This window comes from Cupriavidus sp., from assembly GCF_057315035.1.
Window position 1 is genome coordinate 44901 of record NZ_DBHKYV010000022.1, and the last position, 15304, is coordinate 60204.

The 15304-nt window shown below is 62.1% G+C and carries 15 protein-coding genes; 3 read left to right on the forward strand and 12 right to left on the reverse strand.

The genetic code is table 11. The features are described from left to right. Window positions 1–29: 29 nt before the first annotated feature. The 10 genes from ACO550_RS23575 to ACO550_RS23620 form a co-directional block, all read right to left on the reverse strand. Window positions 30–1439, reverse strand: a complete 1410-nt coding sequence (locus ACO550_RS23575; RefSeq protein WP_315595869.1) for an MmgE/PrpD family protein — start codon at window positions 1437–1439, stop codon at window positions 30–32. Window positions 1440–1459: 20 nt separating this feature from the next. Then, entirely contained in the window at window positions 1460–2296 is an 837-nt protein-coding gene (locus ACO550_RS23580) for an MBL fold metallo-hydrolase (protein ID WP_315595870.1), read from the reverse strand. Beyond that, a complete protein-coding gene (locus ACO550_RS23585; RefSeq protein ID WP_315595871.1) occupies window positions 2293–3033 on the reverse strand; it encodes an ATP-binding cassette domain-containing protein in 741 nt (246 codons plus the stop codon). The genes ACO550_RS23580 and ACO550_RS23585 overlap by 4 nt, the downstream gene beginning before the upstream one ends. After that, window positions 3020–3799 carry an ATP-binding cassette domain-containing protein gene (locus ACO550_RS23590; protein WP_315595872.1) on the reverse strand — a complete coding sequence of 260 codons (780 nt, stop codon included), beginning with the start codon at window positions 3797–3799 and terminating at the stop codon, window positions 3020–3022. Before ACO550_RS23590 ends, ACO550_RS23585 begins: the two co-directional genes overlap by 14 nt. Beyond that, window positions 3796–4797 carry an ABC transporter permease subunit gene (locus tag ACO550_RS23595; RefSeq protein WP_315595873.1) on the reverse strand — a complete coding sequence of 334 codons (1002 nt, stop codon included), beginning with the start codon at window positions 4795–4797 and terminating at the stop codon, window positions 3796–3798. Before ACO550_RS23595 ends, ACO550_RS23590 begins: the two co-directional genes overlap by 4 nt. A 1-nt stretch (window position 4798) precedes the next feature. Beyond that, on the reverse strand, window positions 4799–5668 hold the full coding sequence (locus tag ACO550_RS23600; RefSeq protein ID WP_315595874.1) for an ABC transporter permease subunit: 870 nt from the start codon (window positions 5666–5668) through the stop codon (window positions 4799–4801). Between the two features lie 5 nt (window positions 5669–5673). Beyond that, the gene (locus ACO550_RS23605) at window positions 5674–6852 is read right to left on the reverse strand and encodes an ABC transporter substrate-binding protein (protein WP_315595875.1); all 1179 of its coding nucleotides are present in this window, start codon (window positions 6850–6852) and stop codon (window positions 5674–5676) included. Between the two features lie 69 nt (window positions 6853–6921). Continuing rightward, window positions 6922–7245 carry a DUF4387 family protein gene (locus tag ACO550_RS23610; protein ID WP_315595876.1) on the reverse strand — a complete coding sequence of 108 codons (324 nt, stop codon included), beginning with the start codon at window positions 7243–7245 and terminating at the stop codon, window positions 6922–6924. Between the two features lie 12 nt (window positions 7246–7257). Next, entirely contained in the window at window positions 7258–8619 is a 1362-nt protein-coding gene (locus ACO550_RS23615; RefSeq protein ID WP_315595877.1) for an acyclic terpene utilization AtuA family protein, read from the reverse strand. 16 nt (window positions 8620–8635) lie between these two features. Next, window positions 8636–10000, reverse strand: coding sequence for an NtaA/DmoA family FMN-dependent monooxygenase (locus ACO550_RS23620; RefSeq protein ID WP_315595878.1), 1365 nt, complete (start codon window positions 9998–10000; stop codon window positions 8636–8638). A 106-nt stretch (window positions 10001–10106) separates the two neighbouring features. Between ACO550_RS23620 and ACO550_RS23625 the strand changes: the two genes are divergently transcribed. The 3 genes from ACO550_RS23625 (at window position 10107) to ACO550_RS23635 (ending at window position 12904) form a co-directional block, all read left to right on the forward strand. Continuing rightward, window positions 10107–11051, forward strand: a complete 945-nt coding sequence (locus tag ACO550_RS23625) for a LysR substrate-binding domain-containing protein (protein ID WP_315595879.1) — start codon at window positions 10107–10109, stop codon at window positions 11049–11051. Between the two features lie 119 nt (window positions 11052–11170). After that, window positions 11171–11842 (forward strand): 3,4-dihydroxy-2-butanone-4-phosphate synthase, encoded by a 672-nt coding sequence (ribB, locus tag ACO550_RS23630; RefSeq protein ID WP_315595880.1) that lies wholly within the window; start codon window positions 11171–11173, stop codon window positions 11840–11842. A 12-nt stretch (window positions 11843–11854) separates the two neighbouring features. After that, window positions 11855–12904 (forward strand): flavin reductase, encoded by a 1050-nt coding sequence (locus ACO550_RS23635; protein ID WP_315595881.1) that lies wholly within the window; start codon window positions 11855–11857, stop codon window positions 12902–12904. A 33-nt stretch (window positions 12905–12937) separates the two neighbouring features. On the opposite strand, the gene ACO550_RS23640 is transcribed toward ACO550_RS23635, so the two are convergent. Beyond that, on the reverse strand, window positions 12938–14179 hold the full coding sequence (locus tag ACO550_RS23640) for a cystathionine gamma-synthase family protein (protein ID WP_315595910.1): 1242 nt from the start codon (window positions 14177–14179) through the stop codon (window positions 12938–12940). Window positions 14180–14283: 104 nt separating this feature from the next. After that, window positions 14284–15180 carry a LysR substrate-binding domain-containing protein gene (locus ACO550_RS23645; protein ID WP_315595882.1) on the reverse strand — a complete coding sequence of 299 codons (897 nt, stop codon included), beginning with the start codon at window positions 15178–15180 and terminating at the stop codon, window positions 14284–14286. Between the last annotated feature and the right edge of the window lie 124 nt (window positions 15181–15304).

Consider the following 15304-nt stretch of genomic DNA (forward strand, 5'->3'; position numbering starts at 1 on the left):
GCCGCCACATGCGCTTGCCGCGTTGTTGCCTAGCGCCGGCCGAGCACGCGCATCACGTCGCGGACTGGTGTATCGCTACCGGCAGACAGCAGCGTTTCCAATGCGGCCTCGACTTCTGCCTTGGGTAGCGTCAATCCCGCGTTGGCGCGGAATTTTTCGACAATGGCCTCCAGGTTCAACGCGCGCTCGCCGCTGCCGAGGTTGACCGGCACACTGCGGCGAAGCGTCCGATCATTGCCCAGGCGAATGGAGACCGTGCCCGAGAAGTACTTTGGGAAAGCCGTCTCGCGCTCGACAATACACTGCACCTTGTCGGCCACCGCAAGGATCTCAGGGTCGGCAAGGCTGGCATCGTCGAGTTCGGCCAACGTGAAACGCCCGCGGACCAGGCATGCCGCGACCACGAACTGTACGCTGAACTTCGCCTCATAGTCGGAACGAGGCACCTTCTTGGCTGCCGCCGGCTCGGCAACGATCGGCATGGTGGGCGCGGGCAATTCACAGACGATGGCTTCGATATCCTGCGGATTGGCTACCTCGGCACGCAGGTCTAGCGCGGCTTCCGCACAACCATGAATGAAGTGGCAGACCGGGAACGGCTTGATGGCGGTATCCATCATCGTCCACTGCGTGCCAAGGTCCTCGATGACCGATTCCGTGTCGACCTCTGCGGCGCGCTCCTGCATATGGGTATCGAACAGTCCGAACTTGCCTTCATAGGCGCGCTCCGGTCCGTGGAAGTCGGCCTTGGCCAGATGTGCGGCAGTAATGCCGGCCAGGGCTCCCCAGCCCGGATGCATGCGCTTGGTCCAGGCGCCATTCTCGAGGAAGACCTGTACGCCAGCCGATGTGCTCGCGGCAATGCCTTGCGCCGAGACAATCTGGTCTTCCGAGAGGCCGAGCAGCTTGCCAGCAATGACCGCGCTGCTGAAGTGCGAGACAAGGCCGGTGGCGTGGAAGCCTGCATGGTGGAAACCGCCCTTGACCGCGCGGCCAATTCGGATGGCGGTCTCCATCCCGGCAGCATAGGCGGCAATCAGGTCGCCCCAGGTGGCGTTGGTGGCTTCGCCGATCGCCAGGGCGGTAGGCAGGCAGGCAACGGTGGGGTGGACAATGCTGCCGGGATGCGTGTCATCGAAATCGAGGCCGTGGATAAGGTAGCCATTGGCAAGCGCGGCGTCGCGGGGCTGCAGACCTGCCCCACCGCCAATCGTGGTGGCATCGCCGGGCGCGCCTGCCGCCGCGATGCCCGCCAGCGCTGGGGCGGCGAACGGAAAATGTCGCGACGCGAAGGCCAGGCCAATGGCATCGAGGATCTGGTGGGTGGATTTGCGCCACACATCGTCGGGCAGCGCCACCGGCGACAGCGCGAGCGTGAAGCGGGCCAGCGCCCGGGCGATGTTGGCGGAGGGGGGCTGAAGGCGTGCAGTGTGTTCCATATGCGGTTGGTTGTGTCGGTTCAAGCCTGTTCGTCGGCAGGGGTCGGTTCGCAATGCAATCTGGCGATCGCTACCGGGACCTCATCCACACGCGGGTAGCGCTTCAGCACCAGCGGATCATGACCCGGAATGAAATGGTCGGGTGAACTTGCCGCCTTCACGAGGCGCTTGTGGCCTTCGAGCATGCCGGCCACATCGACCACCACGGGAAACGGGATTCTGCGCGTCAGGTTGGCATAGTAATGCGCGGCGTCCGATGCCAGCACCACCCAGCCTCGCGCGGTATGCACCCGCACCGCCTGCAGCCCCTTGGTATGGCCGCCAACGCGAATCAACTCCACACCAGGCGCGAGAACGTCATCGCCGTCGTGGAAGCACACGCGTTCGTCGTAGACCCGGCGTACGAAGTCGCAAACATCCTCCACTGCGAATGCGCGGCGTAGCGACGGCTCGCACATGCAGCGCCCCGTGGCGTAGGACGCTTCGTCATCCTGTATGTGGAACGTGGCGTTCGGGAGCTTGTCGAGATTGCCTGCGTGGTCCCAGTGCAGATGGGTGAGCACGACATCGTGGATATCTTCGGGCTGGACATCAAGGTGCCGCAGCGCTTCGATCGGGCAGATATCCAGCGGACGCTTCCGGTTCTGCGCGCTGCGCTCGCCGAAACCGGTGTCTACCAGGATGGTTGTCTTGCCGTGGCGCACAAGCCAGACAAAGAAGTCCATGTCGACGATGCCATCGTGTTCGTCGCGGAAGATGAAATTCTCGCCGGTGCGCCGCTGCATCGTCGCGAAGCGCAGCGCGTAGACCTCATACTGCGGCAGGGCGGTGGAAGTGTCGGAGGCTGCGATTGTCATGATGTCTGGACTCCGTGCGTCGGGACGGCACCAAGATAGGATTGCTGAACGAAATCGTCGGCCAGTAACGCCTGGCCAGTGCCGGTGCGAACCACGGCGCCCTGTTCCAGCACATAGGCGCGATGGGACAGCCGCAGTGCAAGTCGTGCGTTCTGTTCGACGAGCACGATGGACAAGCCGGTATCGCGATTCAGTGCCTCGATGGCGTGGGCAATCTCGGCGATGATCTTTGGGGCCAATCCAAGCGACGGCTCATCGAGCAGCAGCAACTTGGGCTGGGCCATCAGTGCGCGGCCGATCGCGACCATCTGCTGTTCTCCGCCAGAGAGGGAGCCTGCCATCTGCTTGCGGCGCTCCGCTACCCGCGGGAACAGCGCATAGACCTGGTCCAGGCAGCGCTGGCGAGCCTGCGAACTTCGCACGGTGTGTGCGCCGATTTGCAGGTTTTCCAGCACGGACATGCGCGGAAAGAGCCGCCGGCCTTCTGGCGATAGCGCAATGCCGCGCATGACACGGGCCGCCGCAGGCATGGCAGAGATGGCCTCGCCATCCCAGTGCAGCGTGCCGCGCGACAGCGGCTTCAGACCCATCATGGCCTTGAGGGTGGTGGACTTGCCGGCGCCGTTGGAGCCGACCAGTGCGACGATCTGGCCGCCCCCGACCGTGAATGAAACGTCGTGGACCGCTTCGAGTGGGCCGTAATGCACGGCAATCTGCTTGCCTTCAAGCGTGGGCATAGTCGGGAGCTCCCAGATAGGCTTCGATAACTTTGGCGTCCTGCCGAATGGCGTCAGGCGTGCCCTCGGCGATCTTCTGGCCCTGAACCAGCACCACGATGCGCTGACACAATTCCATAACGAGCGCCATGTGATGCTCGACCAGCAGTAGCGACAGTTGACGCTCGCGCTGCAGACGACGCAGCAATCGGCCAAATTCCACGCATTCCTCGCCATTCAGACCGGCGGCCGGTTCGTCGAGCAGCAGGATGGCTGGCCGGGTAGCGATGCCGATGGCGACACCGAGTTTTTTCTGATGTCCATAGGCAAGTCCTCCGGCAAGCGTGTCCCGCCACGGACCCAGCCCGGTCAGATCCAGGATGTCATCCACCTCCCGCGCGATTCGAGCCAACGCTGCTCGTCGCTCCGTTGTGCTCACCATGTGTGTCCAGATGGAGCCCGGCAGGGTGGACAACGCACCCCGATGGATGTTCTCGGCGACTGTCGCCGCCGGATAAACTGATGCCGACTGGAAGGTGCGGGCGAGTCCGTGACGCACCACGCGACTGGGGGCCAGCCCCGTGATGTCGCGCCCATGCAGATGCACACTGCCCGCGCTGGGGCGGAGTGTGCCGCTGATAAGGTTGAACGCCGTGCTTTTGCCGGCGCCATTGGGGCCGATCAATCCCACCACTTCGTGTGTGCCGACATCGAAACTCAGGTTCGAGACGGCCTTAAGTCCGCCGAAATTTTTCGATAGTCCGTTCACTTGCAGGATCGGGGTCATGCGGCATTCCTCCGGGCTTTGCGACGACGCAGGGTAAGCGGAAGACTGGCCAGTCCCTGGGGCAGGAAGCGCAGCATCAGGATCAACGCCACACCGTAGAAAATGGTCTGGGTTTGCACGGCACCGCGGAACAGTTCCGGCAGGGGTGTCATGACAAGCGCGCCAATCAGCGGTCCCAGCAGTGCTTTCCGTCCGCCGACGACCATCATGATGATGACTGCCGTCGACAGATGAATGCTGAAAGACTCCGGCGAGATATAGCCCAGGTAGTAGGCGGTGAGCGCACCGCCAAGACCTGCAAGGACGCCACTGGCCGTGAACGCAAACAGTTGGGTGCGGCGTACGCTGACGCCGCTCGATTCGGCAAGCGACGGGTTCTCGCCAACCGTGTCGATGGCCTGTCCGGCCGGGGATCGCAACAATACGGCCAGGAGCGCGGTAACACCGGCTGTCACCATGGCTGCCATGACATAGAACGCTGGCTTGTCTTCCAGCGAGTAGCCAAAGAGCGTGGCGGCGGGGATGCCGGCAATGCCGTTGGCGCCGCCAGTGACGGTGTCCCACTCCAGCAGTCCCAGCCGCACAAGTTCGCCGAACGCAAATGTGAGCAGCACGAAGTAGACGCCCGACAGCCGCAGCATGATCGCCCCAAGCAGGAACGCGCATGCGCCGCCCGCCAGCATCGCCGCGACTACGGCCATGGGAAAAGGCAATTTTGCTCCCATGCCAGCGAACACGGCAACGTAGGCGCCGATGCCCACGAACGCGCCGTGGCACAGCGAGACTTGCCCAGCCCGGGCCAGAATCGTCAGCCCGCTGACAATGACGGCGTTGATGCAGACTAGGATGGCCAAATGGGTTGTGAAGGCATCGTTTGAGGCGAGCGGTACCAGCGCCAGGGCAGCCAGACCCACGCCACGGAGCAGGCCGCCGGTTCCGGGTCTTGGCCATGTCGCCTTCGGCATGGGCGCCGGGATAATGCTCTTGCTGTCGTTCATGTCAGGTCTCCGCACGGCCTAGCAGGCCGGTAGGCCGGATAACGAGCATCGCCATCACAAGCGCGAAGATCATGATCTCGGCAATGCTGTTGCTCATGAAGGTGCTCGCGGCACTTTCTGTTACCCCGAGGAGCAGGCTCGCCAGCGCAGCGCCGGGAATACTTCCAAGCCCGCCCAGGATCACGACGATGAACGCCTTGAGTAGCGGCGTGGCGCCGATGAATGGCGAAACCGAGAACAACGGCGCCATCAATGCTCCGGCAACAGCAGCCAGTCCCACGCCGATACCGAAGCCGAGCGGATAGATCAGCCGTGCACGCACGCCCTGTGCCGTAGCGATCTCGGTGTCCTGCACTACGGCGCGCAATGCGCGACCGGTGCGGGAATGCCCGAGAAACACGTAGAGCGCGATAAGAACAGCCACCGAGAAGCCCACCACGTACAGGCGTGACATGGGCAGCGTGACCGAACCGATCGACAGGCTGCCGTCAGCCACCGAGGGCATGAACTGCGGGTCAGGGCCATAGACCATCAGGGCAATGGCTTGAAGAATCATGCCCAGGCCAATGGTCGCAATCATGCCGTTGAGTTCGTCATGGCGGAAAGGCTTGAGCACCAGTTCTTCGACCAACCATCCGAGGATGACCGACAGCACGAAGGCCATGCCGACGGCCGCCACAAACGGGAAGTGCCAGTTGGCGACGAGCACATAGGCAAAGAACGCCCCGAACATGTAGAACTCGCCATGCGCGAAATTGACGATCCGCATGACCCCGAACACCAGCGTGAAGCCGATGGCCATGAGCAGGTAGAGCAGGCCGATGATCAATCCATTGACCAGCGCCTGCGCGACTAGGCTTGTGGTATCCATGTCGCTCACCGCTCAACGGATTCGCAGACACTGACGTTGCAACGCGCACGCACCACTTCCTTGCCGTCCTTGACCTCCGAGATAAAGAATGGCGATTCGATCTGATGATCGATCCCGTACTTGGCCTTGCCACCCCAGTTCAGCGTGCCCTGGATGCCCGGGTAGTTCTTGATGCTCTCAAGCTCCTTGCGCACGCGTTCGGAGTCGGTCACCGTTCCTGCTTTCTGCATGGCCACGAACAGCATGTTCGTGCCATCGTAGAACGCGGGGCTGAAACCGTTCATGTTCTTCTTGTACTTGTCGTTGTAGCGCTGGGCGTAGTTGGCAACCGCCTTGTTGTCAGGGTCGGTAAGCGAGCTGACCAGCATGCCCTCGGTGGCAGGCTTGCCCGCAACGGCCACGATCTCGGGCGTGGCCGGACCGCCGTTGCGGACAATCGGACCCTTGAAACCCAACTCGCGGGCCTGGCGAACAATCAGACCGGCAGTTTGCGGGGAGTTACCGTCGAGCTCGATGGCATCGATGCCGGAGGCAAGCATCCGGGTCAGCAAGGGCACCATGTCCACGCGCTGGCGCTCGAAGAACTCCTTCGCGGACAACGATGCACCGGCCTTGGCGTAGGCGTTCTCCAGGTCACGCGAGATCTGCTGGCCGGATTCGTCATTCGGGAACAGTGCGCCCACCTTCTTGAGCTTCAGGTTCTTGACCAGCCAGACAATCGACGGATACGAGGTTTCCTCGGTGGTCAGGTTCGGACGGAAAGAATAGGGCTTCTCCGGGCTCAGCGCCTTGGCGGAGAATCCGAGCGTCATGATGATGACCTTGTTGCGCTCCGTCAGCGGCGCCACGGCGAGCGCGGGAGCCGAGCCCATCGGGCCGATGATGTACTTGACCTTGTCTTCGGAGATCAAGCGGTTGGCGGCCGTTACGGCGTCGCTCGACTGGTACTTGTCGTCGTACGGAATGACCTGGATCTTGTATCGCTTGCCAGCCACGTCAAGGCCGCCTTTTGCGTTGACGTCATCAGCGGCCAACTCTGCGCCGTAGAGCAGAGCCTGGCCCCACGCGGCGCCGGCGCCCGAAAGGGTGACCAGCGCGCCGATTTTCAGCGTCTCCTGGGCGTTTGCCAGGCAAGGCAGCAGCAGCGCCGCGGGAAGCAGGCGCAGGATCGTTTTCGCTTTCATGTTGTCTCCTCGTTGATTTTGTATGGGGCGCACGAAGATGCACGAAGATGCTTCGTGAGTGCGTCGGGCTTACGCGGGTGGGGCGATCGGAATCTCGATATCGAGCAGTGGCGCGTGCTGTTGGGCACCGTACACATCGGTGTCACCCACCGCGCCTGATGGAATGCGACGCGCAAGCGTGGCCTTCCACGCCAGCGCAGGTGGATACTCCGTGAACAGGATCTGCTTCACGTCCACGTTGTAGAGGCTGGCGATCAGTTCGGGATTGATGACGCCGGTAGCTCGCACCTGTTCAAACAACACGGCGTTGTCGAACATGATGTCGAGCGTGATATGGAACGGCCCGGCGTTCTTGCTCTTGCACGCCTTGGCAATGTCTTTGAGTTTGACCATGCTTTCCAGTCCTTAGACTTGCTCGTATTCGATCGGGAACATGCACAGCGGGTCGTCGATCTCGAGCACGTGCTGCAGCATGAATTCATAAATTGGCCCGCGCTCGATATCCGAGGGCGAGAACGGAAAGGCCATATTTCCCTCGCGGCACATGCGCCCCGGAAAATCGGAGTGGAGCAGTGTCACGCGTGCCAGGGACAACGCTGCATTGGCGATGTCCTGCGTATGGGCGACGACTTCGGCAATGATGCTGACCTCCACCGGCGCGGCCTGCTGCGCTGGCTCCCATGCACCCATGACGCCGTTGCGGCCGTACTGGCGCAGCACCAGGCGATAGTCGTCCGGGCCAATGCCGAGCGCGGCTACCTTGGTGGCAGTGGCCGCGCGCACGCTGGCCATGAAGCTGTCGATCTGGCCAATCAGTCCCGGATCGCGCGTAGCAGCCAGCGCAATCGCGCTGTAGCCGGCCTGACGAACGCCTTCGAGCTTGATGGAATAGGGGCGCGGCAGCCAGCGCATGCCACTGATGCGCACGCGCCGGTCGGTCAGCGCCTCGATACGGCAATCGCTGGAGTCGACGATGCCGCCCGGTTCATAGCGCGTAATCGGGCTGGCATTCTCGTGCAGCGCTTGCACGGCGACGGATAGCGGGGTGCAGCGCAGTTCCGGATTGAGCGGTTCGGTTTCGACGAAGTCCGGACCCACGGTCACCATCAGGCAGTCATGCTTCTTGGGGATGGCGGCATTGCACGCGCATTCGAGGATCTTGCCCGCATACCATGCAGGCGCTTCCGGCAGGCCGTGGTGCATCGCTAGTGCAACCCAGGGGGCCGGGTCGGTGCCGCGTCCGCCAAGGATGACCTGCGCGCCTGCGGCAAGCGCCTGTCGATAGGGCTCGGGCCCCATCATGCCGACCACGCGCGCGGCCTGTTCCAGATCGGCAGCGTGCAACGCCGGCGCACCGCCCAGCGGCTTGATACGGCCAGCCGCCAACTGCTCGAGCAGGAACGGCTTGTCCTGCTCGGCATGGATCAAGGCCATCTTGAAATGCAGATCATGCTCGGCGGCAATCTCGCGCATGATCTCGGCGCAAGCCTGCAGGTGTGGCTCACCGCCGGCACCGCCACAGGTGCCGACCATCATCGGAATGCCGTTCGCGATGGCGCCCCGCAGCAGCAGCGAGAGGTCGCGCTTCATGGCGAGACGAGAGTTCAGTGTCTTGCCGGATCCAAGGTAGTGCGGGCCGGGGTCTGAACTGCCGCCATCCACGCCAATCATGTGGGGTTTCAGCGCCAGCGCGGCTTGCAACGAGCTCTCGGGAAATCCATAGCCGAGAATGCCGCTGGCAGACATCATGCGTACCGTTTGCGTCATGGTTAATGGCTCCCGATCAGGCTGCAACGCGGCGCCAGTCACCCGCACCCGGACGCGCGAGCCCCAGATTGCCGCGCAGCGTGCCTTCGCCATACTCCTTGCGGAACAGGCCACGCTTCTGCAGTTCGGGAATCACCAGACGCACGATGTCCTCATAGGTACCCGGTACCGAGGTGGCGGACAGCACAAAGCCGTCGCATGCCGTCTTGAACCATTCCTCCATCTGGTCGGCCACTTGAACGCCAGTGCCACAGAAGACCGGACCATCGTTGAGCGTGCCACGGCCCGAGGCTTCCACGAAGTCCTTCACCGAAGGATTGCGCTTGCCGCTGACTTGCACGACCTTGTCGCGCAGGCTTTGCCACGACACCGCAGCAAGCTCCTCGTCGGTGAACGGTTGATCGTATGGCCGGCCCGAGAAGTCAATGTTGAGCGTTTCGCCAATCATGGTCAGACCGTCGATGGGGCGCGACAGGCTGGCGATAAGCTCGCGCTGTTCCTGCGCCTGGCTTTCGCTATCGGCGACGATGATCTTCAGTTCGGGGGCGACCTTGAGCGAGTCTGGATCCCTGCCGGCATTGGCCACGCCGTCTTTCAGCGCCTGATATTGCTTCTTGCCGTTTTCCAGCGTCGGATACTTGGCAAACACCACTTCGCCCCAGCGCGCGGCGAAGGCGAGTCCACGACCGCTCTGGCCGGCTTGCAGGATCACAGGGTGCCCCTGCGCCGAGCGCGGAACGGTCAAGGGGCCGCGTGACTTGAAGAACTTGCCGGCGTGGTCAAGCCGCCGCACCATGTCCGGATCGGCAAACAGCCCGGTGTCCTTGTCGGGATCCATCGCGCCTTCACGCCATGTATCCCAGTGGCCCATCACCACTTCCATGAACTCGTCGGCACGGTCGTAGCGCAGATCGTGTTCCAGATGCTCCTCGTGGCCGAAATTGGCGGCCTCGGAGTCGTTCATCGATGTCACCACGTTCCAGGCCACGCGTCCCTTGGTCATCAGGTCGAGCGTCGCAAAGAGGCGCGCCACGTGGAACGGCTCGTAGTAAGTGGTCGAGTACGTTGCGCCCAGGCCCAGCTTCGAGGTGACCATTGCCATGGCCATCAGCACTGATGTTGGTTCGAGCTTGACGGCACGTACGCCATACTTCACCGTCTCGCGATGGCTGGCGCCGTAGATGTCGGGCATGGCCAGGCGGTCATCGAAGAACGCCATGTCGAACTTTCCGTCCTCGAGCGTGCGTGCCACGCGCTGGTAGTACTCGGGCGACAGGTAATCGGTCATGCTGGACGGATGCCGCCAGGAGCCCACATAGTTCGAGCAGTTCTGGGCTTGCAGGAAGGCCACCAGGGCCATTTGTCGAGGCGTCTTGCTCATGTTCGGTCTCTTCTCTCGGTCGGAAAATCACAACGTGTCGAGAGCGCAGTATTGGCGTCGACCCTGATGGGCACAATTTCCAGCGTGTGATAGTTTTATAACCACCATGAATAAATCGCCCGACCGCCCCTCGCTGACCCGTCTCGATCTGGCCGAGCTGGAGACTTTCCTGTGGGTCGTGCGCGAACGCAGCTTCAGCGTTGCCGCACAGAAGTTGCATCTTTCACAGCCGGCGGTGACCAACCGTATTCGGCGCCTGGAAGACAAGCTGCGCGTAAAGCTGTTGCAGCGCACTACGCGCTCGATGGAGCCCACCGAGGAAGGCTTGCTGCTGAGCGAAGCCGCGGAGCAGGCGGTCAGTGGCTTGCGCGACGTGCTCAAACGCTTCAATGTCGTCTCGGAGAACGAACGAAATCGCGTGGTGGTGGCTGCCACGCCGATGTTGTCGGCAACGGTCCTGCCAAGGCTGATTCACGCCTATACCGAGCGCTACCCCGACCTGCAGATCGTCTTGCGAGACTTGCCATACGAGCGTGTGATTCGCAGCGTGGTCGAGGGCCAGGCGGATATCGGCGTGACTGCACTGGACGGCACCCCGCGCGGACTGAAGTTCCAGTCGCTCGCCGAGGAAAAGATGCTGCTGGTGGTACCGGCCAAGCATCCACTGGCTAGCGCGACGTCAGTCACCCTGGACGAGCTTGTGAACCATCGGCTGATGTTCCTGGATCGCTATGAGACGCTGCGCAGGCAGTTGGCTGAGGTGTTCCTCAAGCGTGGCGTCGAATTCGACCCTGCCAAAGTGGCGACGGTGGCCACTCTGCCTACCTTGCTCGGCATGATCGATGCGGGGCACTGCATCACCTTCCTGCCGCGCTCCATGGTGCAGAACAATGCCAAACGCACGCGTGTGACTGTGACCGTCACCGACCTCGATGCGTCGCGCCGCTACGGGAGTGTGGTGCTGCGCAAGGCAGACTTGAGCGCCGCGGCCCAGAATTTCCAGGCATTCCTGCGCCAGAATTTCAAGGTCCAGCTCGAAGCGCAGGACTAAGGCCATGGAGGGGGTGGCCATTTATTACGGTTCGCTATAGATCCATTCATCTCGGCAATTTGTCCCCGGCGTTGGGCCGAATCTAGACTTGGGCCTGTCAAACACAAGGGAGACAGGCCATGCAAATTCCGGCGCCCCCCGCACGGGACCTCGATAGCGTCGAGGCAGCAATAGAGGCGATTGGTCGCGGCGAATTTGTCGTCGTGATCGATGACGAGGATCGCGAAAACGAAGGCGACCTCATCATGGCAGCGAGCGCAATGACGCCGGCAGCCATGGCATTCATGGTTCGCCATACCAGCGGTGTTGTCTGCGTGTCGATGCCGGGTAGTGCGCTGGATCGCCTCGATATTCCGCTCATGGTGGCGACGAACACCGAGTCATTCAGCACCGCTTTCACGGTCAGTGTTGACGCCTGTGCGGGCACCACCACGGGAATTTCGGCGACCGATCGCGCCATCACCATCCGCAAACTGGCCGAGCCCACCAGCGCACCGCTGGATTTCGCGCGGCCAGGCCATGTGTTTCCGCTGCGTAGCCGGGCAGGCGGCGTGCTCGAACGCCCGGGGCACACAGAGGCCGCCCAGGACCTGGTGCACCTGGCGGGTCGCGGCATTGGCGGCGTGCTTTGTGAAATCGTCAATGACGATGGCAGCATGGCGCGCCGTGGCGATTTGATCCGGTTTGCGGCAAAGCATCGCTTGACGATGATTTCGATTGCCCAGTTGGTGGCCTTCCGTCAGGCAACCGTTGCACGGACCGGTGCCCAATCTTCCGTCCTCGCGTTCTGAAAGGATCCTCCCATGAACCAGATCGATGGGCGCGAATTGCGCCGCACGCTCGGCGCCTTCACGACCGGCGTGACAGTGATTACCACCGTGGACAAAGATGGCAAGGCGTTCGGCGTCACTGCAAATTCGTTCAACTCCGTATCACTGGATCCGCCGCTGATCCTATGGAGTCAGTCGCTGAATTCGAGCAGCTATCCCGCATTTCGCGATGCCGAGCGCTTTGTCGTGAATATTCTTGCGGACCACCAGATTCAGGTCTCCAATCAGTTCGCAAAGTCCGGCGACGACAAGTTTCGCGACGTCGCCGTGACGCAAGGCGCGGGTGGCGTACCCATCATCGACGGGTCTGCTGCGTGGCTGGAGTGCGAGAAGGTAGCGGCCCACCCTGGCGGAGATCATGTGGTGTACATCGGTCGTGTGACGCGAATGGAGCGTTCGGGGCGACGTCCTCTGGCATTCGGGGACGGCCGCTACATGGTCACCTTTGCCCATGATCTGGGGGAACTGGCCGGAACGACCGGTTCGTCCGCGGGCTTGCCAGGACTCGATGCAGTGCGTCTTGCGGGCGCGGTGTTGCCAGAGGTCTGCGAACAGATCGGGCAACGTACGGTGGGACTGGCGGTATGGGGCAATCTCGGCCCGACCATTGTGCGGTGGGAACCGTCCACCGCGCCGGTGAGCCCATATCTGCAGACCGGCGTGGTCGTCAGCCTGACGCAGTCGGCAACAGGCATGGCATTCGCGGCATTCCAGCGCGCAGATGCCGTGCAGGAAGCCGTTCGCCGCGAACTGGCGAGTCACGATGAGAATGAATTTGCCGAGCGACTGGCCGATGCGCGCGCCCACGGCATCGCCCGTGCCGTGGGATCAGCGCCTTCCGTACGCCATAAGGTGACAGTCAACGCGTTCAGTGTGCCAGTGTTCGACGCGAGCGGCGAGATGGTGATGGCGTTATCCACCACATGCCCGAGCGACCGATTGCAGCCAGAGTGGACCGGTCCGGTTCCCGAGGCCTTGAAGGCCGCGGCGGGTCGTCTGTCACGGCAACTGGGTTTTCGTTGAACCTGTCGCTCGGAACGTGTGTGTTGCCAACAATTACTTCGCCAGCGCCAATGCCTGCGAAAAATCGCTGATCAGGTCTTCGATATCCTCGATGCCTGTTGACAGGCGCAGCATGCCGTCGGAAATCCCCATGGCCTTGCGCGTTTCCGCGCCGGCTTCAAAGAAGATCGTCGGTGCAACGGGAATGATCAGTGTGCGGGTATCGCCAAGGCCGGTGGCCTTGATCGGCAGTTGCAGCGCGTTGACGACCTCGATCATGCGTTCCGGGTTGCGCAGTTCAAACGACAGAAGCCACGACGCACCTTTGAACAGCGTTTGTGCGATCTCGTATTGCGGGTGGCTCTTCAAGCCGGGGTAGAACACCGCGCCGATGGCCTCGTGGCCTTCCAGGAACTGGGCGAGTGCAAGGGCGTTGTTGCTGCATTGCTTCACGCGTAGCGCGAGCGTTTCCGCGCCCATCGCGATGGAGTGCGCCTGCTCGGACGACAGCGAGGCGCCCATGTCGCGCAGTCCCTTCTTGCGGATCTGCAGCAGACCTTGCTCCTTCGCCGTCGAACGCCGGTACTCATCGGCGATGTTCGGATAGGCGCTCCAGTCGAACAGGCCCGTATCGGTCACGGCACCGCCAAGTGCGGCGCCATGGCCGGCGATCGTCTTTGTCAGCGAGTTGATGACCAGGCTTGCCCCAACCGCCTTCGGCTTGAACAGCGCGGGTGACGTAATGGTGTTGTCGACCACATATGCGAGGCCGCACTCGCGGCACATGTCGCCGATGCCCTGCAAGTCCGGGATCTGCGTACCGGGATTGGCGATGGTTTCGACGAACACCATGCGGGTATTCGGTTGGATGGCGGCCTTCACGCTATTCAGGTCGCATGCATCGACGGTGGTCACTTCGATGCCCAAGCCGCGCAATGTGCCGAGCACGCTGTTGGTGTTGCCGAACACATAGCGGCTGCAGACGAGGTGATCACCCGCGCGCAGGAGCGTGAGGAAGGTGGCCGTGATCGCGGCCATGCCGGTGCTGAAGCAGACCGTGCCGACGCCTTCTTCCAGGCTTGTGATCTTGCGTTCCAGCGCCGCGGTAGTCGGGGTGCCTTGGCGCGCGTAGTTGAAGCCGCCTTTCTTGGTGCCCTGGAACACGCCGATCAAGTCTTCGACGCGCTCGAAGCCATATTGCACGGACGTATGGATGGGCTGCCGCACGCCGCCGTGCTCAGTGCCCGAGATCCTGTCGCCGTGGACGATGCTGGTAGTAAAGCCTTGCTTGCCCATCCCTTCCTTGCCTCTCAAGTCGATCAAATAGCGCCCCATTATCTCGCGTATTGGGCGATTGGCGGGCGACTGGCGAAAAATTCAGCAACGCCGCGCGCAAAAGGTCAGCCCCCCGAGTTCCTGTGCTTCTCGGCAAACGTTCGCGAGACTTCCAGCATGTTCGAGACAACGGGCTCGAGCTCTTTGTTGAGATAGAAGCAGTACAAGTCCATCGACTGGCGTTCGGGGCTGTCCAGTCGAAGATATCTCACGCCAGGAAAGCGGACGTTGACCATCGATTCCGGCACCAGCGTAACCCCGGCTCCCGTCGCGGCGAGCAACGTCGCGGTAACCACATTGCTGCTTGATGACGCGACATTCGGTGTGAAACCCGCCCGCTTGCACAGCTCGATAACCTGGGATGCCGCCGTGAGGTCGGAACCGAAGATAAAGGTCTCGCTGCGTAGATCCTCGATCCTGACCCTGTCCGCACCGGCTAGAGGATGCGACTCGTTGATGGCGACGAGTAGTTCTTCCTTGCAAACGAGCTCGACATTGATATCGCTCTCGGCTGGCATAAGCCGCTCGAACACGATCTGGACCTGGCCAAGTCGTAGCGCCTGGACCTGTGCCGGTGTTTGCGCGTAGTGCGTAACGGTCTCGACGTCCGGGTACAGCGCGTTGAAGTCCTTGAGGATCTGTGGGACCACGCCGAAGATGGCCGACCCATAGACGCCTACCGAGAGGCGACCCAGTTCACCTTTGCTGGCTCTCTGGACCTTCGCCGCGGCCTCGCGGATAAGCGTCTCGATATTGCGGGCATCGCCAAGCAGGGTTTTCCCTGCCTGGGTGAGTTCCATCCCTGCAGCGGTGCGATCAAACAATCGCACGCCCAGGTCCCCTTCCAAAGCCTGGATATGTCGACTGACGGGCGGCTGAGACAGGCACAGGCGGGCGGCCGCCTTGCTCAATTGACCCTCTTCAGCAACTGCTATGAACGAGGTCAGTTGTCTTAGATCCATTCAGTGCTTCCTCTTTCCGTTTCGGTAAGACCTCTTCCAAATATAGCATTGGCCCGCCAGAAATCGCTCATCCACAATCAGTCACGGCCTTACAGGTAGTGCGGCCAGACCCTCTTGGCTGGTT